Raw genomic sequence first — 21524 nt, forward strand, 5'->3', positions numbered from 1 at the left:
TCCAACCCTCTAGATCTTATCCAGCAGATCTGCGTGATAACATCCCTATTCATAGAACTTATACCGAATTTCTGCTGTATAACTCCGGGAATCCAGGGTGTTATCCAGCACTTCTGACAGTTAAGTATAGGAAATAGGGATCTTATCTAGCAGATCTGCTAGATAAGCATCCCTATACGGGAGTTATACAGCATTTACCATGGCACCACCCAAGCCGCCGCGCTTGCTAGATCAAGTTAGGGAAGTTGCTCGCTTAAAGCATTTCAGCCTTTCAACTGAAAAGTCCTATGTTCACTACATTCGGGATTTCATTCTGTTTCATAACAAGCGACATCCCAAGGATATGGGAGCGCTTGAAATCAGGGCTTACCTATCACATTTAGCGATTCACCGTAATGTGGCGGCATCAACGCAAACCGTTGCTTTAAGCGCCCTACTATTTCTATATCGTCAAGTTCTAGATATAGAATTACCGTATATAGATGATATTGAACGAGCTAGACGACCTCAGCGCTTACCGGTTGTATTTACCCGCTCAGAAGTAAAGCGAATTTTAACGAACCTAGACGGCATCCAACATCTGATAGTCAGTCTGCTTTACGGAACGGGCATGCGCTTGATGGAAGGGCTACGTCTACGTATTAAGAATTTAGACTTTGAGTACCACCAAATTACAGTGCGAGATAGCAAAGGCCAAAAAGATCGCCTTACCATGGTGCCGAACTCGCTAGTTGGTCCATTACAACTCTTTTTCTTTTGGAAGATGGCTATGATATCCGCACCGTACAAGAGCTATTAGGCCACAAGGATGTGAAGACCACAATGATTTATACCCATGTCTTAATCGCGGTGGACGTGGAGTACGGAGTCCATTGGATTCGTAATCAACGGCTATGTAAGGTTGTTAGCAATCACCTCTGTTGTGAACTATGTGCGCAAAGCTATATCTATGGCTTGACGTGAGAAATGTCTTAGCGGTAGTTTAGTTCTCACGCCCTTCGGGGCATGACTACAAAGCTCAATATTTAGCACTGGCGGCAGGTGCCGCTAACACCGAACCGCCAGCTGACCCCCGACTGAACCAGCAGTCCGAGGCTTGGGATACTTTATCCTATTGCTGCCCCGGTTTGCATCACATAATCGGGGCGGCTAAATTTGAGCTTTGGTTTCTTACCGAGCCGCCAGACTGTAGTTCTTTAGCTACAGCTTTCAAACGCGGCAACGGTTTAACAACCCTACGTTTGGAGACCAAAGCTTATGTTTCTCGATATGACTCAGGGCGCTGTTGCGTCCACATTACCTGTTAGCACCGCACCGTTGCCCGACCATCAATACGAAACCGTTCGCCATCTGCTGTTTGGCAGCCTTACCGCCGTGCGACTGACCATTCAAGACCTGCACAAAAAACGCTACGCTGAGCCCAACGATTGGAGTAAACCCATCTCCACCGGACGGCCCAATGAAGTGATGGCCATTTTGACCAAACGGTTGGCCATCAAGCAATAGACGAGGTATAAACTGGGTGCGTTTTGCGATCGCAGCTTTTAACGGTCCATTACGCACCCAGTTTAGAGACTGGCTGAGGGTCTATGTACGCCTTAATGCCAGAACATTTACAAAACAGCTTTGGAATTGGTTGGTGTGAGCTGCAAGTAAAGCCCTGGCACCACCAGCAACGCAATCAACGTCGCCGACAACAACCCAAAAATAATCGCCATACACAGCGGGAACCACTGAGCATCACTGAGCGCCAACGGCAACAGACCAATGATAGTGGTAATCGATGTGGTCAAAATTGGTCGTAGTCGATCGCTGGCCCCTGCCGCTGCCGCATGACGTACATCCAGCCCCTCTTTCCGTCGCTCGTTCATCGTCTCCACCATGACAATGGCATCATTTACCACAATTCCGACTAGCGCAATCACACCAATCATGGCCGGGAAAGAGAACGATAGCCTCAACAAGAAGAACCCAAACAACGTACCAATTAAGGCAAAGGGAATGGTGAGAATAATAATCAACGGCTGAGTGTAGGAACCAAACTGCAACACCAGCACCGCAAACACCAAGAAGATGGCCACTACCAGCATCTGACCCGCAGAACCAAAGGTCTCACTGCTGGTATCTGCATCGCCACCAAACCGATAGGAATACCCCCGAGGCCAGCGGTCAGCATTGCCCTCATCGTTGGGGTCATACTGCATTGCCTCTAGCTTCGGCGTCAGTTCAGCCAGGATTTGGGAGTCGTAGAAGTCCTGCCCCGGTATCACCTTAGCCAGTACCGTTACGCTGCGCTGAGTATCACGGTGGGTGATCGCCAGGGGGACAGCGCCTGGTACCTCTTCCAACAGGGCATCGGGCGATATGGCTTCACCCTCTGAATTGATAAACCGCATCGTGGCAAATTCATCCAGGCGAGAAGGGCCACCAATCCGACCCTGTTGAGATGGCCACTGGGTACTTAGGCGAATTTCAAGATCCTCTTCACCACTGCCAATGGAGAAGTCACCCACATCGTTATCGATCATCAGATAACGTCCCTGCAAACCCACTTCATCCTGGCTGATGCCATAAAAGTTAAGAGACTCCCGCTTAGGCACAAGCTTATAATCTTCTCGTAGATTACCCAGGTCGTCACGCACATCCATGGTGCCTGGAATTTCTCTTAGTGCCTGTTGTACTTCGCTGGAGATTTCCCTTAGGGTTTGTAAGTCGTCACCAAAAATCTCGATTTGAATTGGATCAGACCCACCACCAGACAGTGGAAACCCTGTACTCAATACAGCCCCTGGGTAGTTACGGATAATCTCTTTTTCTAGTTGAACTTTGAGGTCGTAAGCATATTTAAAAGAATCTCGTGCCCGCTGGTTACGATCCACTAAGACTGCCGACAGACCGACAAAATAATCGGCATTGCCCGGTTTAATTTCGCTGGTAGCAACCAGGTTACTGCGCTTTCCCACCAGCTTCACCACACTTTCAAACACCTTCTCCCCATTGGGGTCACTGTAGTTGCGCACCACTTCACCCATGCGATCGGCTACCTCTTGAGAGGTTTCTAAGGTAGCGGCTGGGGGCAGTTCCACATTGAGGCTGAGTTTATTGTCGTCGCTAACGGCAAACAGAGAACTGGGCAGCTGGCTAAATAAAAGAATGGCACAGACAAACAGCGCGATCGCACCAGCTGTCCACATACGAGCCACATGACGATTGGGAATGGTCATGCGTAAACTCCAGTGGGAAAACTTTTCAGATGCAGCTTCCGTTAGACGGTCGACGTAGGTTTTAGACTCACCGCTGCCACCTTGATTACCGAGCAGAAATCTGGATAAGGGAATCACCGCCAACAGGGCCAGGGCATAGCTCATCACTAAACAGGTAATGGCACTAATGGGAATCAGCCGAATATACTTACCCAGGGTGCCGGAGATGGCCATCAGTGGAGCCATGGCCAAAATGGTGGTGAGCTGTCCGGTAAAGGCAGGCGATGCATAGGTTTGCACAGTTTTAATCGCCGCTTTAGGAAAGCTCAAACCCTGTACAAAAATGCCATCGTGCAGCCCCTCTAACATGAGAATAAATACATCCACCAAGAGTCCCAGGGCTAAGATCATCCCCACGGTGACCATGGTGTTGAGGGTGTAGCCCAGCATCCAGAGGATAAACAACACCCCGGCAAAGGTCATGGGAATCGCTAAACCTGCAATCAGTGCCTCTCGCCAGGTCAGGGCCACAAACAAAATGGCAAAGACTAACAGCGATGCTTGTAGGACGTTACTACCCAAATTTGCCAGGTCGCTGCGAATGGTGTCGGCATCATTGGTGAGCACCTGATAATCCATGCCATGGAGCCAGATACTGGGATCATTTTTCACCAGCTCCATTTCTGCCAGGACGTCTTCGATTACCTGAATGGTGTCGCTACCAGCAACTTTGACCACCTCCAGGTTGATGGTGGGGCTAAACTCACTCCCTTCCCAGCTTAAAAAGGCCCGTTGGGTTTCCCGCTCCAGTCCCTGGTAGACGTCGGCCACCTCCGACAGCAAGACCACCCGATTCTCATCCAAGCGGGTTACGGGCAAATTCTTTAAATCTTCCAGGGTACGAAAACGACCGTATAGACGCACCTGGGCCCCAATTTCATCATCCCGCACCAGGTCCCAAGAGCGGTCAATATTGCCCCCCTGGATGGCATCGCGCACCTGGGTGGCGGCAATCCCCAAGGTGGTCAACCGGCTGGGAATCATTTGTACGTGGATCACTTCGTCGCGCTGACCGCCTAGATTTACCTCTCGTACGTTTTGAACAGATTCCAGGCGTTCTTGTAAATCTTCTGAAGCCTGACTGAGTAAGCCAATGTCTAACCCCTCTCCTGTTAGCGCCAGGGTGAGAACCGGTGAATCCTGTTGGGATAGCTGCTCAAAATCTGGCTTTTCACGTCCGGTGGATTCTTCAGGGAGTTCTGTCTCGGCGTCGTCAACTTTACCCCGCAGTTCTTGAATGGATTCTGCAACGGGAGATTCTGCCTTAAAGGCAACATTAATAATGGAAAATGAATTGAAGGTGGCACTGGTAAAGTCATCTAGACCTTGAAGACTTTTGATTTCTTCTTCTAGCTTGTCTGTGACCTGATTTTCGAGGGTCTCGGCATCGGTCCCCCCCCAGGTGGTGGTGATCATGGCCCGAGCAATTTTAATTTCGGGATCGCCCTCCTTCACCATGGAGAAATAGCCCATCAGGCCCCCCATCATCAGCATAAAGCAGAGGAGAATGGCAAAGATCTGCTGAGTAAAGAAGAATTCCATCCAGGCGGGAACTGACGAGATATCAGCACCCTTCTCAGTTTCAGGAGCAGCCGTAACGCGCTCGTCAATTTGCATAGTGCTTAATTTCGGTCAACAATCTCGACGGGGGTGCCATCTACCAGACGGTTTTGGCCTTCGATGACCACCAGCTCACCGGGTTCAATACCAGAGAGAATTTCTACGCCAGATAATCCTTCAATCCCGCCGGTAATGCGTCGCTGTTGGACGGTACCATCAGTTTCATTGACGACAAAGGCATAATATTGCTGATTTCTGGAGACTAGAGCCCCGAGGGGTAAAACCACGGCATCGTTATCGCGAGCCACTTCAATCCATACATAAACCCGGCCCCCTACCTTTAAATTACCGACCTGTTCCAGGTTTCGAATCGTGATTTCAGTGCCCCGACTGCCAGGTGTTTGGGAAGGGCTAACCGCAAATACTTGACCACCACTACCCCGCTGTCTAGCAATATCAAGTAATCCCTGGGAGTTAGCTCCAGCTGCCTGGAGCGCACTGACCTCTTCTTCTAAGACAACATAGGCTCGCTGACCGGGCTTAATCTCTCCGGCTTCCCCTGCCTGTAGTTCGATCTCCACTTCAAAGGATTGAGGATCAACTACCACGATGGGGGCAGACTCAATCAAATCTTGGGGGCTGCTTGTATTGAGATATTGGGTGCTCCAATACTCACCTTCTCGAATGTTGATATAAGCCACCACTCCATCCAATGGAGAGACTAACTGTGTATCTTCTAGGTCAACGGCACTTTGATTAAGGCGAGCCACTGACGCATTCACCCCTGCTTCGGAAGAAAGAATGCTCTCGCCGGCAGAGCGGACATCTTGTTCAGCGGTCTTCAGGGCGGCGGCGGCCTGGTCTACTCGGTTGATGTAGGCATCGCGATCGCTTTCCGATACTGCCCCCTGCTCAAATAAATTCTCATAACGCTGTAACTCAGTCTCAGCCAGGGCCAGGTCCGACTTAGCCTTTTCTAGATTCGCCTGGGATTGCAATAAACTGGCTCTGGACTGGTTTAGTTGGGTTTCTGAAACTTGGATATCCGCCTCAGCGGTAGCAATGCTAGATTCCTGTCTGCGGGCATCAATGGTGGCCAGCAGCTGCCCCTGGGAGACAAAATCTCCTTCTCGCAGTTCGACGCCATCGACCTTAGCCACATAAATAATGTCACCACTGGCCTGAAAGTTAAGTATCCGCCGTCGGACTGGCCAAACGGAACCTTCATCAAACACCCATCCCTGGATTGGCCCTTTTTGCGCCCTGAGCACCCTTATGGGTAAACGAGATTGATTGGTTGCATCGTCTGTTTCTTCTAATGGGGGAGCGGCTGTCAATGTTTGATAGGCTTTTACACCCACAAATCCAGCTACCACTAACATAGCCAGGGCAACGGCTGGCCACAGCGGTTTCTTAGACTTACTACGCCATTTTGGCAAAGCACTGGATTGAGAAGCCGTATCTGTAGATGGGGGAGGCGTTTCGACTGCCGTCTCTACATTAGTATTTGATGAATTATTGGATGACTGCTCAATCGGCGGTTGAGGGCTGATACCGTCAGAGGACATAGAGTAGGTAGTTGCGAAACTGTAACTATGGAACGTCCCGGATTAGATTTGCCTAATGTTGCCAAATAAATTTACTGAATGCTAGTCAACAAAGCACAAGTACACAGAGTTTAACATCTGATTTTCAGGTCACCTAATGTCATGTTTTATCGTGTTAACGATGTTAATTGGAGCGGTGACTGAGATAGCTACCGATCAGAATAGCAATAAAAATAGAAGAGTACATCTGGCCTATAATAGCTTCCAAATTTGTTAATACTTGGGCAACTTCACTTAAAGGCACAATATCGCCATATCCCAAAGTAGTCAGGGTGGTAAAACTAAAATGTATTGTTCTGAGATAAGAGTCTACTCGTACAAGTGGTTGAGAGAAGGCATTAGCATCTAAAGTGTTCACAATGCCATACAACAACGCCCAGACAAACCCAATCAATAAATAAACACTAATACCACCTCGCACAATATCTATGGTGACTTCAGGCGTAGTAAAGATATCTCGACCAATCCAGTAAGCGGCTCCTGCTAAGTAAATGGCAAAAACAATTTGAGATATGAGGCTAAATGTTTGATTCAGATAAAAGCCCCCGTTTAGGGTAGAAATAACTTCTAAACAGAAGGCAATAATTGCGATCGCGCCATAAATGGCCAATAACTTTCGAGGTAGTGGAAAGCTGCTGATGATCAGCATAATCGTATACAACAGCAGCGAAATCAGGAAAATATTACCAATCCCAGCCTGCAAAAATGGCGATACCACAAAGGTTATCGCCAGTACAATTAGCAACTGTCGATATTTTTGCTTTTTGTTTTCTTGAAGAGATTTCATACAGGGCATTAACTCTGGAATACCCCGATATTAATGGAGGATGTAATCTAAGTAGCAGCTATTTGCCAAACATCATAATATAGCTGAAGTCGATATCAAGTAATCTAAGTAGGAATGTCTATGGGGGTTGGTAAACTCTGAATCCTTCAGTAGGTCAGTTCAAGCCTTTATAAAATGCAAGCGAGCTGTGTAACATCTGCGAGTTTGCTGCCAAAGCCAAAATTCTAGGGGCTTTCATTGGGTATTAGCTTTTAGCTTTTGGCTTTACCCTGGGTGCATTAATTCTGTTCTTTGGGATTGTTGTCAGTTAGTCTTATCGACAACTAAAAGGTCAGGACGATCAGTTCAGTGACCTGATAACGTTGGAATATCTCTGTAAAACTTCTTGCCATTGAGTCCCTCCCTGAGCTACAGCCGCTTGATGCTGTTCTGCTACCTGTTGGGGGGCATAAAAAAATTCATTCCGAACCTGGACGCGCACCAAGTTGTTGATATCAGGTTCACTATAGTACCAGTTGCAGCCCAAATCTGGTGTAGGCTCCGATTCTGTTTTTAAGTTTTCTCGATTTTGTATCCACCAATCCAAGAACGGAGACAGATCAACTCCCACTGTAAAACTACTGAATTTGTAACTGGGTAGTGCCGATGCTTGCCATTCAGATTTTAGAGACATGGGACCTAATATTTTGTGTCAATTACGCAGCTATTGAGAGCAATGTCACTGACGTTCAAGTAACTCTATTGAGCCAGAGACCTTAACCGTTTAACCCTGTGGTTACGTATGTCCTGCACCCGCATAATTTGTGTAGGGCTCAGGGATGTTAACCAGAGCCGCTCACCCACCAGCATGATTTGGCAGGGCTCAGGGATGTTAACCAGAGCCGCTCACCTGGAAACATGGGAAAACATAGACCCATGGTTTAGAACTGCGGACTCCACTATGTAATACGTTCAAATATTCAAAGTTCTAGATCTACGGCAAATTAGCGCAACTCTTCAGCGGAATTGCGCAAGTTTTCTCGGAACTGCCCTCAATCCACCGCTCTCTGGTAATTGATATAGCTGCGATCGCAACCTATTTTATCAGCTCTCAATCTCAATCCCCTTAGCCCAATAAAGGACCGCCTACCTTAATGGTCCTTTAGGCTATGTTTTGATTTTTGCTGATAGCGCCCTAGTATCACGAGGTATCGAAAATTTACGAGACGCATCAACTTTCATAGATAGTTACTATGGTCACAGATAAAACGATGCAAAAGGTTGATATATAAATTTTCGGATGAATATTATGAAAGCTCTCTACTGACAGTGGATAGGAGAAAAATGAGATTAACACCTTTAGGTCTTCTTTATGTTTTATTAGGATTTGATGAGGGTAGCTGTAAATGAGCGTGGGAATATTACCACGGTATACAAGGTGGAGGAGTTTTAGAGTCTTAGAACTTTTCGACAGGAGGAGATCTTCTAAGATGGCACATGCGGCATCTAAATTTCTCTGCCTTGTATACGCCCCTAACTAACAATCTCGATAGTGTTCTTGATAATGTGGGTAATCTATAACAAGAATATTTAATTTAACTTTTTTAGTTAAATTAACCGCTAAACAGTAGGTGTTATCAGGCAAAGATTGAATTATACTCAAACATTTTTTCAAAACCCTTTTTCTAAACAGCTTATCCAGAAATCTGGATCATTGTTACCCATCATTCTGTATATATACCGTTTCGTCGCAACCTATGAAATCAACTATTGATGCACTCCTTGTGGAGGATAGCCCCTCTGATGCTCAGCTAGTGAAAAAAATTATCAACTTAGCAAGTGTTGACAAGCCTATATTTCATCATGTTCGTCGCTTTAATGAGGCACTGACTGTATTAGAAGTTAATACCTTTGATATTATTTTGTTAGATTTGCATTTACCGGATGGGGAAGGCTTATCTCTAATTAAACGATTAAAGCAGTTGGCACCTCAGACACCTATTGTTGTGCTCACGGGCCTCCAGGATCAAACGATTGTAGAGGCCGCGCTTCAAGCAGGCGTTCAGGATTATGTGGTCAAATCCGATTTTTTCTCTCCAGCTTACCTAAAGCAACTAGGCTATGTTAATGTGGGCCATCAACTTGTTCAACGTATTCAGTATGCAATTAAGCGAACAGAATCTAGCCAAAGACTCAATCAAGATCAAGAACGTTACGCATTAATTGCTCAGGAAGCGAACGATGGCATTTGGGATTGGAACTTAACAACAGACTCTATTTACTATTCTCCCCAGTGGAAATCCCTCCTGGGGCTAGAACATATACCCCTTAGTGACAACCCTGATGAATGGCTATCGCGCATTCATCCAGAGGATCAAGATCTCTTTGATAAAAAGTTAAATAATTATTTGCAGCAGCAGCAGCAATCCCCATTTCATTGTGAGTATCGCATTCAACATCAAAATGGGGATTATCTTTGGGTGTTAACCCGGGCAACAGCCATGTGGGATTTAGCCGGTGTTGCTTACCGTCTGGTGGGCTGTCAAACCGACATGAGTATTAAAACGCAGTTGGCCCACACATCCCAGCAGGGCCAGGATGCTACTCGATCAGCGCTGCACTACATTGCGATTGGTATGCTCTCTAATTTAGCCAACCTTCACCTCGAACAAGATCAGCCAGATGAAGCGGTTTCCCTATTAGAAGGAACCTTGATGATGCGTAAATGGCTCTTAGGCAATGACCATGTTGATGTAATGGCAAATGTTTATCAGCTTGCCACACTGTATGATAATCAAGGTCGTTATAAGAAAGCTAAGTTTCTTTATCAGGAGGCATTAGCTCTATTTGAAGAGAATTTGGGGGAGCATCACCCGACTACAAATCTAGTGCGAATTAAGGTGCTGCTGATTACTAGAATGAATGATGCTATGGGTGTTTAAGAGGGTGGTTCTGGTTCATGGATGCTCCTATTCTTCTAGTGGAAGATTCATCGACAGATGCGGCTATTATGCTCACAGCTTTTAGATGTATTGGTTATGCGGGACATATAGAGATTGTTAAGGATGGTATTCAAGCCCTTAACTGGCTGGAACAGTTGCTCAGGAATGGGATGGCCGATTTACCTCGGCTAATTCTGTTGGATCTCAACTTACCCCGTAAATCTGGCCATGAAATGCTACAGGAAATCAAGGGCCATCATCAGCTGCGAAGGATCCCAGTAATTATTGTTTCTAGCTCTTCGCGGGAGGATGATATTGCTAAGAGCTATGAGCTATATGCAAACGCCTATATTGCTAAACCAATTGTTCTCGAAGAGTATAAATTAACGGCTCAGCATATCTATGATTTTTGGCTTAAAACTGCCAAGGTACAGTTGCTATAGGTGATGTATATGGTAGTAACTTAAACACTCCTATAAAAAATACCCTCTAGCAGCCAAAACCTATAGCTACTAGAGAGTATTTGCTAATGGAATATACGAAGTAAGGCATCTGCCGTGAAAAGACTTGAGTACCTATCCTGTAAAATACTAAGTCTACTACCTTTGTTTCGTATACAAGATTATTGTATCTACTGTTGTTAGGGGTAGAACTGCCTAAATATTAAGACAGCCTGAAAGGTTGCTACCATTGTGAGTACGAAGGGGATACTACAGGTGCTGACGTTAGGGAATGGGGCATCGGGCGTCGAGAAAATAGCTGGTGCTTTATGTAACAACTAACCCTTTGGCATTCCAAGGGTAAAATAAAAGGCTGAGCCCTGTCCGGGTTCTGACTCTAGCCAGATGTGGCCTTGATGTCGTTCTACAACTTTTTTGCAGACGGCTAGACCGATGCCATAGCCTTCCTTTTCTTCGCGGGTATGCAAACGTTGAAACAGGCCAAAGGTTCTCTCTTGTTGTTCTTTGGGTATACCGATGCCGTTGTCTTGCAGACTAAAAGTCCATTGATTGTTCTTCCATTCAGCACCCATATGGATGCGGGGAGGTTCAGCCCTTCGAAACTTAATGGCGTTGCTAATCAGGTTCTGAAATAGCTGTAGTATCTGGGGTTCATCTACGTTAAGGCTGGGTAGGACATCATGGGTGATGACCGCTTGAGATTCTTCAATGGCAGAACTTAAGTTTTTGATAGCAGCGGTCAATACTTGCTCAAGCTCCACAGCTGTAAAGGTAATCTCACGATGGGTAGCCCGTGAAAAGGCCAAAATGCCATTAATTAACCCATGCATGCGGATGCCACCCTCGACAATATGACCAATATAGTCATGGGCCGTGGCGTCTAGATGCTTACCATAATCCCCTTCTAGCAGTTGTGCAAAAACAGTCATGGCCCGCAGTGGTTCTTGTAAATCATGGGAAACGACGTAGGCAAACTGTTCTAGATCCGCATTGGACTGTTCTAAGGCTTGGGCACGGTTGGCCAGTTCACTTTGAGCTCGTTGCCGTTCTAGAACTTCGGCTTGTAGTTGCTGGTTGGCTTGTTTAATTTCAGTAGTTCGGCCTTCAACTAATTCTTCCAAATGCTCTTGGTAGCGAACAAGCTCGGCCTGAGATTTGTTGTGTTCTGTGACATCGCTCAGCACTGCTAAGGAACGAGGCAAGATGCCGGACGTACCCTGTTCAACGGTTGCAGATAGTAATACATCACGAATACTACCGTCTTTGCATATCCATTGATATGGAATATTGTGACAAACTCCATTCTCCAAAAAATCTGGCATAACCACATCTACAGCGTATTGACGAGACTCTGGAGTCAGAAACTCTGTAAATTTACGGCCAATCACCTCGGTATGGTCATATCCAAACGTTTGCAGCCAGTGATGACTGATGCTAACTAATTCGTCTTCATTGTTGATAGAACATAGTATTGCTGGAGTGCTTTCGTACAGGTTGCGGTAGCGTGCCTCGCTATCCTGTAGCTCTTTTTCGGCAGCTTTGCGATCGCTAATGTCAATCACTGAACCCGTTAGCCGTACCGGATTGCCCGATTCATCCCAAATAGCTTGCCCCCTGGCATAAACCCAACAATAGTCGCCGTTTTTTTTACGCATGCGGTATTCTGCCTGATAAGGAACCCGATGCTGTAGATGGTTATTCAAGGCCTCCATAACCCGACCATAGTCATCGGGATGCAGCTTCGATTCAAATGCAGTATGCCAATTTTGAAGTTCATCTTGATCGTCTTCATACCCCAGAATTTCTCCATATTGAGGCGATATATAATTCTCATTGGTTAGAAGATTCCGATCCCAAAGACCCACCCGAGCCCCTTTAACCGCCAGATCGTAGCGTTCTTGACTGGCGGTTAATTCAGCGGTGCGCCCTTGTATTTTTTGTTCTAGAATCTCATTGGATTGACTTAACCTGGTCTCAGCGGCCTCTAAGCGTAGCTGAGTGCGTTTAATTTCATCAATATTGACAAACGTGAGGATCACCCCATCAACTGTTTGATTTTCTGCCAAGTACGGGTGAATCCGCATCAGTAAATGGGGTCCCTGGTGCTTGACCTGAACCTCTTGTTCAATAGTCTTTCTCTGCTCTTTAAATTGCTCTAGCACAACCAGCAAATCAAGATTCTCCAGGTTGTGAGATAAGTGCCCAATGGGTCGACCCACATCGTTGGCAACCAGGTTATAGGCAACAGTAGCCGCAGACGTATATTTTCTAATTCGCAGCCCATTATCTAGAAAAATGACGCCAACCTCAATGTTGCTTAGCAGATTATCTAAATCATTATTGAGCTCAGTGAGACTTTGAATTTTAGACTGGTACTCAGCATTGACAGTATAAAGCTCTTCGTTAACGGACTGTAGTTCTTCGTTAGTACTTTGCAGCTCTTCGTTAGATGCAATTAGTTCTTCATTAGTGGCTTGTTGTTCTTCGTTCGTTGTTTCTAATTCTTCAATAGTGGCCTGAAGATTTTCGCGGGTATGCTGCAAGTCTCTCTCTAATTGCAACACATATTGAGCAGTATCGTCACTGGTCTCAAACTGGTTTGAAGGTAGGGCGGTGTCAGGCCCGCTCTCCTGAGAAATGACTATTAAAAAAAACTCACCTGTCTTACGATTGGCAGCTTGGCGGCTCACTTCTACATTTACCGTCAAACACTCGTATTCAGGCTCTTTAATCTGGTAACTGTTATAGCAAACTCTACTGTCTCTTCCCTGGCAGATGCGGTGCAATGCAGTACTGAGCGGTAGCTGTAGTGACTGCGGAAGCATCTCGATTAGATCATTCGATTGTCTGCCATCGGGCACCCTTAAGAGACTTAATGTGTCACCACACACATACAGCAATTGCATCTGTCGATCGACTAGTAGACAAGTGGCTTCACGTTGATTTAAGAGAGTCTTGAAAGCTTGCTCCAACAGCGGATCAAAGCGAGAGTTTTTATCTGAAAGAGCAACTTGAAGCTGGGGTCTATTGATCTTTAAGGCCGCAAACGCTCCTGTGGATAAGGATAGCTTGACATCTCTCAATTTCTGATAGATTTTCCACTTCCGGTGTAAAGTGTCAAACTCTTCTTCAAGAATGCCTAGGGTTTCTGACTCACCCAAGAACAGAATACCATTGACGTTCAGGGCAAAATGCAGATTTCTCAAGACTTGAGCTTGAAGATCAGTTTGCATGTAAATCAGGACATTACGGCAAGTCACCAAGTCCACCTGGGTAAATCCCGCGTCTTTAGCCAAATTATGATTGGCAAAAATAATCATCTCTCGAATTGCTCGCGATACCTCAAAGGAGCCATCATTCCTAGAGGTAAAAAAGCGACTGACACGAGCTTCACCGATTTCATTAACAATTGGTGCTGGATAAATCCCTAAAGATGCTTTATTCAAAGCAACTTGATCCAGATCCGTAGCAAAAATCTTAACTTCGATAGACAGCTGGCGTTGATCCAGCAGTTCTCTGACTAAGATGGCCATGGAATAGGCCTCTTCCCCCGTGGCACAAGCTGTAATCCAAATACGCAGCGTCTGTCCTGAGGAAAATCTGTCAAGTAGTTCAGGTAGAACATTGTTTTCTAAAAATTGCCACGCCTCTGCATCTCTAAAAAAACGTGTGACAGTAATCAATAAATCATTACGCAAGCAGTTGCGCTCTTCTTTTGAGGCGTTTAATCGACTGATATAGCTATCTAAATCTTGATAACCTGCAATCAAACATCGTCGTCGAATACGTCGAGTAATCGAGCTGGGCTTATAATGACCAAAATCAATATCATCATGTTGCTCAATGATATTGATGATTTTTTGTAGCTGGATAGGGATTAGCTGGTTTTGCAGATTATCCCGTAGGTCTTGCAACCCGTTCGGGGCGGTCACTAATTGATACGTCGTTTGAGCCAGTTCACTGGCAGGCAAGATTAGATCAACAACTCCGGTGGAGATAGCGCTTTGGGGCATGCCGTCAAACTCAGCTGTTTCTGGAGCCTGGACCAGGACAATGCCACCCTTTTCTGAGATTTCCTGAATCCCTTGTGAACCATCGCTGCCGGTTCCTGATAGAATCACGCTGATAGTCTTCTCTCGACTCTCCAAAGACAGAGATTTAAAAAATAAGTCGATGGGTAAATTAGGCTGACGACCCCGACCTCGTTCCTGTGGCGTCAGATGCAAACATCCGTCCTTGAGTACCATATTTTGACCCGGTGGTATCAAGAAAACAGTATTAGGGCATAGGGACACCTGATCTGTCACCTGTTGAACATCCATGTCGGTATGTCGTTTGAGCAGTTCACTCATTAAGCTTTTGTAATCAGGTGACAGGTGTTGAACAACGATAAAAGCAGCGTTACTATCGCTGGGCATATTCCCAAAAAAATCTTCGAGGGCACGCAACCCACCTGCAGACGTACCAATACCGACAATCAAAAAGCTAGTGCTAGTTTGTCTATCAATCGTATCTACCATTGATGTGTTCTAGTCAGGGGGGACAGACAATTTCTCAAAATAATAGGAACGTTTCTAATGGCACCTCAGTATATTCTCGGAATATTTCTATTATTTTTTCTTTTTTCTTCCTTAGCTTTTTAGCGTAACAGAGCAAGAAACATTTGGTTGATCAAACCTAGAGCTTTTTATGATTCTTTTATGATTGAAATCTTCTCAATCACCTAATTTTTTCTTGACATGCAGTTGTTAAAGTTTAGACCTAAGTAGGTCAGCTCAGTTCCTTATACACTGCCAACCAGTTGTTTGATTTCTGCGAGTTTACCCCCAAACCCTAATTCTGAGGGCTTTGGGCTTGGTCTCCCCCAGAATTGGGAAAAGGGGGCTATGATATCGGATAGCTAATGGTGACAACCTACTTATGTCTAAAATTATGTTTTTTGTAGGGTCAAACATATGTCAAACAATGACCTTACCCTTGGGCATAACTCCAGAAATTTGAAAATAATTCATAAGAACACGAATAGACTGGGACGATATAACGTGAAATGTATTAATAAACACTTTGCGCGACAAAGACGAGTTACCTTATGTCTGCTGACCTTGCTCAACAATGGGAGATTGCGCTAACTACCTGTGCTCAGGAACCTATTCATAGCCCAGGAGTAATTCAGTCTTTTGGCGCACTATTAGCCACTGACCGTGCATTAGAGTATATTACCCACGTTTCCGATAACCTGAGTAACCTCTTGGGACATGAGACTGACGAGATAAGTGCTGATGTTTTGGGACAGCCGCTAGATACGATTTTACCCGACACGCTCGTTCATGACCTTAATAATGCCTGCGGATTATCGACAATTACCACTCAACGCCATCGATTAGGAATTTATGAGATTCATGGATGCTGGCTTGATGTGAGTGTCCATTGCAGCTCCACCCACACCTTGATTGAGCTAGAGCCTGTTACTGAAAACCTGGATACCCATACTCCACTCCTGATGCGAGCTCAATTAATGCTCGAGAAAACGTCTAGCTCAGAGCAATTGCTGGCTCTCGCTGTAAAGGAGTTACGCAACACCACTGGGTTTGATCGGGTGATGGCCTATCGCTTTTTACCAGATGGGTCCGGAGAAGTTGTCGCAGAAGCCAGCAGTCCAGGTGCTCAGTCCTATTTAGGCTTACGCTATCCGGCGTCTGATATTCCAGATACCACCCGTCGTCTGTTTTGGAAAACAGGTGTTCGTGTTGTGGCAGATGTTCATGCCCCTATGGCTCCGATCCTGGCATTGGATAAAACAGAAGCTGACCTCGACTTGTCTCTGGCTTTAATTCGGGGTTCATCGTTGATCCATGGTGAATATTTAAAGAATATGGGGGTCACTGCCAGTATGGCCATTGCCATTACAGTGCAGGGGCAACTGTGGGGATTGTTTGCCCTACACCACCGACAATCCAAGGTAATCCCCCCCGATCTTCGCACTGTTGTTGAACTATTTAGGCAATTATTTTCCTTACAGTTCCAGCAAATCTTGGCTGAAGAACGATTTCGCGATCGCAAACAAGCAGCATCCATACTAGACAAGCTTTTCTCTATTCAAGCGGATCAAGCCACACCCAAAGACTGGATCAAGATCATCATTCAAGCTAGCCAACCCTTTTGTCAGCTGCTATCGGCCCATGGCGTAGCCTTTATCAGTGAGCAACAGGTATTAGCGAGCTACGGGAATAGTCCCTCAACTTCAACAGTTCTAGCCCTGGCAAACCACCATAATGACCATGGGCAGACCGATATCACGACTATTGAGTGTCTACAGGACCTTGATATGCCTGATGTGAAAACATGGGGCAGTAGTGCCGGGGGCCTATGCTTTACAATTCCTTCCGATGCCCCTCTGTATCTGATTTTCTTCAGAAATGAGATTCTTAGCGATATTCGCTGGGCAGGTAATCCAGAGAGTAAAGAGCTCGTAGAAGATAGCCCTAAACCTAAGTTACGCCCAAGACGCTCCTTTGAAGAGTACAAGCAAATTGTTAAGGACCATTGTGCCCCCTGGACACCTTCGGATCTGAATATTGCCCTAGAGATACGAACTGAATTGATTCGTTTAGCCAGAATTAAAATCCAAGACTTTCAACAACGTCAACAAAATCTTTTAGTGGCAGAACTGAATCACCGGGTTAAAAACATTTTGGCGTTAATTCGCTCAATAGCTCGCCAAACTGAAATGTCTACAAATTCTCTAGAAGAGTATACAACAACCCTAAAAAGCCGCATCGCCGCGTTGTCCGCCGCCCATGATCTAGTCACAGGCTATGGGTTAGAATGGCCCAATTTACGCAATTTACTCGCCATTGAATTACGCCCCTACCTGAGCGATATAGTCCCTAGGGTAACCCTGACGGGTCCCGTGATTGGTCTCAAGGCCAATTTTGTCCCAACATTTGTTTTAGTGATCCATGAACTCACCTCCAATGCCGCTAAATATGGTGCTTTATCAGTTACATCAGGCAATGTGACTGTGCAGTGGTATGAACACTATGGTGGGATTAAGCTGATCTGGCAAGAATCGGGGGGCCCCACCGTGACTCCTCCCCAGCGACGGGGGTTCGGTCGTGATCTAATTGAACGAGCTATTCCCTATGAATTTGAGGGCGAGGCTACGATCCACTTTCTATCCTCTGGAATCAGGGCTGAATTTTGGTTGCCCAATAATCTTATTCGGTGGGGTCAAGCAGGAGGTACAAAGCCTAGTCCTTTGGCGAATGTACCAGAAACTGACCGACTCAAGCCCATGGAACAGATTCAAGTATTAGTGGTAGAGGATAGCTTGTTAGTTGCGATGGAGATGGAAAGTATTTTAAAAAAGATTGGATTAGAATCGATCACCTCAGCCCCCAGCGTCGCTCGCGCCTTTAAATATCTGCGGCAAGAAAGCTATCAGCTCTGTTTATTGGATATTGATCTGAAACAGGAAACAAGTTTTGAAATCGCTAACTTCCTGCTTGAACAAGGTATACCGTTTGCCTTTACCACAGGTTATAACTCCAAGCACGCTCTTCCCAATTCCTTGGAGTCGGTGCCGCTCCTAAAAAAACCCATTGATGAATCAAAGTTAGAAAAACTCGTTAGTGACCTGCTTAGTTGATTATGGCTACCGTACTTATTTTTGAAGACAACATGGCCTTGGCCTTGCAATGGCGACAGTTACTAGAAACCTATAATCACTACGTCTGCTGTTGCACAACTATACGAAATGCATTAGCGATCGCAACAGCTATTCAGCCCGATATAGTGATTATGGACATGATGATTAAACAGAATGGCCGGTTTGTTCCAGAAGGGGGGCTGACACTTCTAGCCCGACTAAAAATGGAGTATGACGGCTCACCTTATATCATCGGGGTAAGTGGATACAAGCCCGGAGTTTATAGCAAATCTACGCCTCTAGAACTCGCCAAACGGACAGGTGTAAATATAACTCTCTACAAGCCAATTGCCCCCGATCACTTAGTAGACATTATTAACCAGTGTTTAGCGAATCGACAGCCATCCTTAGAAAATCGCTAGATTCGACCCAAAGTTTCAGGCTCTTAGCCTTATATTTTCTTAATACCTATGTTAGGTCATAGCACTAGTGATGATCTATAGACCTATATTTAATTTTTCTCTGCCCTCACAACATACTCATATTATTGCTCTACTATCCTATAGTATAGCGAGGCAATAAATATCTGTAGGCTTTTCATAGGTAGGTATGCAGTGATCTCTCAGGGGCTTCCTCCTCTTATTCAACAAATGCTATGGCCCAGTTTCTATCCTCACTGGACGCAAGATAAGATTGAACTGGTACAAACCCACACTGCCTATGTCCTATTGACAGGAAACTATGCCTATAAGGTCAAAAAGCCAGTGAACTATGGCTTTCTTAACTATACGACCCTGGCAGCTCGCAAACACTATGTGGCAGAAGAATTACGGTTAAATCAACGCACCGCTCAAGAAATTTATTTAGCCGCTATCCCCATTTATCAGCGGGGAGAACAGTTCAGTCTTTTAGAGCAGGGAGAACCGGTTGAATATGCAGTCAAAATGCATCAGTTCCCCTCGGGTTCTCTATTTTCTGATTTATTGGCTCAGGATACATTAACTCCAGCGTTGATCAAAAGACTTGCCCATCAAGTGGCGGTCTTCCATCAGCGCGCTATGATTAGCGACTACATTCAGTCATTTGGCACTGTTGTCAAGATTCGCCAGGCATTTGATGAAAACTATGCCCAGAGCCTACCGTATATTGGTCGTGGTCAAACCCTACAGCAGCTACAAGACACGCAAAAGTATACGGATCGAATTTTTACTGAGCATCAAGAGCGCTTTCAAACGCGTATCCAACAACAAAAGATTCGTGAATGCCATGGCGATCTGCACCTGAAAAATATTTGCCTATGGCAAGACCGTATCTTTCTATTTGATTGTATTGAGTTCAACGAAGCATTTCGATACGTAGACACCATGTATGACGTGGCATTTACAGTGATGGATTGTGATGCCCATGGACGCTATGACCTGGGTAACATCTTTCTTAATACCTATCTAGAGGAAACGGGTGATTGGGAAGGGTTAGAGGTTTTACCGCTATACCTTAGTCGCCAAGCCTATGTTCGAGCAAAAACCACTTCGTTTCTTTTGGACGATCCCACCATTGATACTGAGAAAAAAGAGCAGATCCAAACCCAGTCCCAAGCCTACTACACCCTGGCTTGGCGTTATACCCAGCTACACCCAGGACAACTAGTCCTGATGTCAGGGCTTTCTGGGGTCGGTAAAAGCACCGTAGCCCAGGAGTTGGCCCTGCTCACCAATGCACTCCATATTCGTTCTGATGCCGTGCGTAAACACCTGGCAGGGATGTCACTCCATCAGCGAGGAGATGCGAATCTATACACGTCAGAGATGACCCAAAGAACCTATGATCGCTTGGGTGATTTAGGTATCCGATTAGCAAAACTCGGGCATATTGTTATTCTCGATGCAAAATACGATCGCATCGCTACTCGGCAAACTGTCCTGACTCAGGCCAAAGCGTCAAGGATTCCCGTCTCGATTCTTGTGTGCCAAGCGCCTTTCGGTGTCATTTGCCAGCGACTGCAACAGCGCAAAGATGACATTTCTGATGCGACCAGCGAGTTATTGACAAAGCAAAAAGTAACTGCAGAAGCATTAACTCACGAAGAAGAATCCCTAGCCACATATCTTGACACCAACATGAATTTAAGGGAAAGCATTCAAGCTCTAGCAGCCAAGATGGGCTCTGTGACAGCTTACACATCATCTGCTGAGAGCCCTGAGTGTTAAGGCTGGACATCAACGTCAGCCAGGAAATCTCGGCTGGGTGGGGCATCAGGAGGCAGGAGGCAGAATATATGCCCATTGACTTTTGCCTCTGGCCTCCGACCTTCTATGTTTTGGCCCCATAAATTCCTCAATTTTGCGTCCTACCATAAAGTTAAGGGTTGGCCTGGAGGTTATGGAGTTATGACCAACCAGGGCTGACCATATAAAAAAATGTTTTTTAGAGGGTTTACTATGACACTCACGCACTGGCAACCATTCCGTCAAATCGAACATTGGGAACCTTTCAGCGAAATGGAAACACTGAGAAAAGAGCTGGATAAATTGTTTGCCCAATTTACCCCTGGTCCCTCTGACGCTCAAGCTAGTTTTAGCTTTATGCCATCAGCTGAGATGGACGAAACCGATACTGAAATCCATCTTAAGTTTGAAGTCCCTGGCATGACAGCGGATGATCTCAATATTGAGGTAACTGATACAGCGGTTACCGTTAAAGGCGAGCGCAAATCTGAGTCGAAGACAGAAGAAGATAACATTACTCGCTCTGAGTTTCACTATGGCAAATTTGAGCGTGTGATTCCCCTATCTAGCCATATTGTCAAAGATGCTGTTTCAGCTGAGTACAACAATGGCATCCTTCGCCTGGTGCTGCCCAAATCGGAAGTTGCAGCTTCTAAAACCGTAAAAATTAAAGCCACTTAAAAGGGTTAACAGTCTCCCATCTCCAGAGGCTTGGCGATGTGGTTTCCCTGACGTTGGCAAAGCCTGTCCAAAGTGCTGAGGGGGACCATTGGGGAGGGGGTATCGAGATATAGCCCTGACGATCGATACCCCCTCTCAAGGCAGCTACGGTGTATACAGAAGTCGGAGAGTGGCTCCAAGTATCGAGCCCTCATCCCCCAACCCCTTACTCCCTGGGGGAGAAGGGGGGCCTGGCCTCAAAGTCCTTCTCCCTGGGGGAGAAGGATTTAGGATGAGGGCTAATTCAAGGTCAGGTATACCTTTTGGGACATTATCTTCTAGATGTGTGTACACCGTAGCCTCTAAAGGCAGAGGGGGTAATACCGTACGCC

At 45.8% G+C, this 21524-nt stretch carries 12 protein-coding genes and 1 pseudogene; 8 read left to right on the forward strand and 5 right to left on the reverse strand.

Annotated features, from left to right (window positions below):
* The first annotated feature begins 199 nt into the window (after window positions 1-199).
* Window positions 200-884 (forward strand): annotated as a pseudogene (locus SPB21_RS12410) (phage integrase N-terminal SAM-like domain-containing protein).
* A gap of 373 nt (window positions 885-1257) precedes the next feature.
* Window positions 1258-1506, forward strand: a complete 249-nt coding sequence (locus SPB21_RS12415) for a hypothetical protein (protein ID WP_499866724.1) — start codon at window positions 1258-1260, stop codon at window positions 1504-1506.
* A gap of 107 nt (window positions 1507-1613) precedes the next feature.
* Here SPB21_RS12415 and SPB21_RS12420 read toward each other — a convergent pair whose 3' ends face one another.
* From SPB21_RS12420 to SPB21_RS12435, 4 genes are all read right to left on the reverse strand, one after another.
* Complete coding sequence (locus tag SPB21_RS12420; protein ID WP_499866725.1) at window positions 1614-4880, reverse strand: efflux RND transporter permease subunit; 3267 nt, start codon at window positions 4878-4880, stop codon at window positions 1614-1616.
* 5 nt (window positions 4881-4885) lie between these two features.
* Window positions 4886-6391 carry an efflux RND transporter periplasmic adaptor subunit gene (locus tag SPB21_RS12425; RefSeq protein WP_499866726.1) on the reverse strand — a complete coding sequence of 502 codons (1506 nt, stop codon included), beginning with the start codon at window positions 6389-6391 and terminating at the stop codon, window positions 4886-4888.
* 163 nt (window positions 6392-6554) lie between these two features.
* On the reverse strand, window positions 6555-7217 hold the full coding sequence (locus SPB21_RS12430; RefSeq protein WP_250565113.1) for a potassium channel family protein: 663 nt from the start codon (window positions 7215-7217) through the stop codon (window positions 6555-6557).
* 340 nt (window positions 7218-7557) lie between these two features.
* Window positions 7558-7890 (reverse strand): hypothetical protein, encoded by a 333-nt coding sequence (locus tag SPB21_RS12435; RefSeq protein WP_163668610.1) that lies wholly within the window; start codon window positions 7888-7890, stop codon window positions 7558-7560.
* A gap of 1063 nt (window positions 7891-8953) precedes the next feature.
* Here SPB21_RS12435 and SPB21_RS12440 point away from each other — a divergent pair.
* Together SPB21_RS12440 and SPB21_RS12445 are read left to right on the forward strand one after the other, a co-directional pair.
* Window positions 8954-10138: a PAS domain-containing protein gene (locus SPB21_RS12440; protein ID WP_499060198.1), complete on the forward strand. Its 1185-nt coding sequence runs from the start codon at window positions 8954-8956 to the stop codon at window positions 10136-10138.
* 17 nt (window positions 10139-10155) lie between these two features.
* Complete coding sequence (locus SPB21_RS12445; RefSeq protein WP_499060200.1) at window positions 10156-10581, forward strand: response regulator; 426 nt, start codon at window positions 10156-10158, stop codon at window positions 10579-10581.
* 335 nt (window positions 10582-10916) lie between these two features.
* Here the strand turns inward: SPB21_RS12445 and SPB21_RS12450 are convergent, their stop codons facing one another.
* Window positions 10917-15119: a chemotaxis protein CheB gene (locus tag SPB21_RS12450; RefSeq protein WP_499866727.1), complete on the reverse strand. Its 4203-nt coding sequence runs from the start codon at window positions 15117-15119 to the stop codon at window positions 10917-10919.
* A 569-nt stretch (window positions 15120-15688) separates the two neighbouring features.
* On the opposite strand from SPB21_RS12450, the gene SPB21_RS12455 reads away from it, so the two are divergent.
* From SPB21_RS12455 to SPB21_RS12470, 4 genes are all read left to right on the forward strand, one after another.
* A complete protein-coding gene (locus SPB21_RS12455; RefSeq protein ID WP_499866729.1) occupies window positions 15689-18247 on the forward strand; it encodes an HWE histidine kinase domain-containing protein in 2559 nt (852 codons plus the stop codon).
* Between the two features lie 2 nt (window positions 18248-18249).
* Window positions 18250-18669, forward strand: coding sequence for a response regulator (locus SPB21_RS12460; protein WP_163668626.1), 420 nt, complete (start codon window positions 18250-18252; stop codon window positions 18667-18669).
* A gap of 228 nt (window positions 18670-18897) precedes the next feature.
* Window positions 18898-20454, forward strand: a complete 1557-nt coding sequence (locus SPB21_RS12465; protein ID WP_499866731.1) for a bifunctional aminoglycoside phosphotransferase/ATP-binding protein — start codon at window positions 18898-18900, stop codon at window positions 20452-20454.
* Window positions 20455-20685: 231 nt separating this feature from the next.
* A complete protein-coding gene (locus SPB21_RS12470) occupies window positions 20686-21153 on the forward strand; it encodes an Hsp20/alpha crystallin family protein (RefSeq protein ID WP_499060208.1) in 468 nt (155 codons plus the stop codon).
* Window positions 21154-21524: the final 371 nt, after the last annotated feature.

This window comes from Leptothoe sp. ISB3NOV94-8A (assembly GCF_043421595.1).
Classification (GTDB): domain Bacteria; phylum Cyanobacteriota; class Cyanobacteriia; order Phormidesmidales; family Phormidesmidaceae; genus Leptothoe; species Leptothoe turfae.

What these genes read in the sequence shown, in the direction of transcription:
- SPB21_RS12470 (WP_499060208.1), top strand. Translation starts at nt 20,686, where the DNA reads ATGACACTCACGCACTGGCAACCATTCCGTCAAATCGAACATTGGGAA.
- SPB21_RS12460 (WP_163668626.1), top strand. Translation starts at nt 18,250, where the DNA reads ATGGCTACCGTACTTATTTTTGAAGACAACATGGCCTTGGCCTTGCAA.
- SPB21_RS12445 (WP_499060200.1), top strand. Translation starts at nt 10,156, where the DNA reads ATGGATGCTCCTATTCTTCTAGTGGAAGATTCATCGACAGATGCGGCT.
- SPB21_RS12420 (WP_499866725.1), bottom strand. Translation starts at nt 4,880, where the DNA reads ATGCAAATTGACGAGCGCGTTACGGCTGCTCCTGAAACTGAGAAGGGT.
- SPB21_RS12440 (WP_499060198.1), top strand. Translation starts at nt 8,954, where the DNA reads ATGAAATCAACTATTGATGCACTCCTTGTGGAGGATAGCCCCTCTGAT.
- SPB21_RS12435 (WP_163668610.1), bottom strand. Translation starts at nt 7,890, where the DNA reads ATGTCTCTAAAATCTGAATGGCAAGCATCGGCACTACCCAGTTACAAA.
- SPB21_RS12465 (WP_499866731.1), top strand. Translation starts at nt 18,898, where the DNA reads ATGCTATGGCCCAGTTTCTATCCTCACTGGACGCAAGATAAGATTGAA.
- SPB21_RS12450 (WP_499866727.1), bottom strand. Translation starts at nt 15,119, where the DNA reads ATGGTAGATACGATTGATAGACAAACTAGCACTAGCTTTTTGATTGTC.
- SPB21_RS12455 (WP_499866729.1), top strand. Translation starts at nt 15,689, where the DNA reads ATGTCTGCTGACCTTGCTCAACAATGGGAGATTGCGCTAACTACCTGT.
- SPB21_RS12430 (WP_250565113.1), bottom strand. Translation starts at nt 7,217, where the DNA reads ATGAAATCTCTTCAAGAAAACAAAAAGCAAAAATATCGACAGTTGCTA.
- SPB21_RS12425 (WP_499866726.1), bottom strand. Translation starts at nt 6,391, where the DNA reads ATGTCCTCTGACGGTATCAGCCCTCAACCGCCGATTGAGCAGTCATCC.
- SPB21_RS12415 (WP_499866724.1), top strand. Translation starts at nt 1,258, where the DNA reads ATGTTTCTCGATATGACTCAGGGCGCTGTTGCGTCCACATTACCTGTT.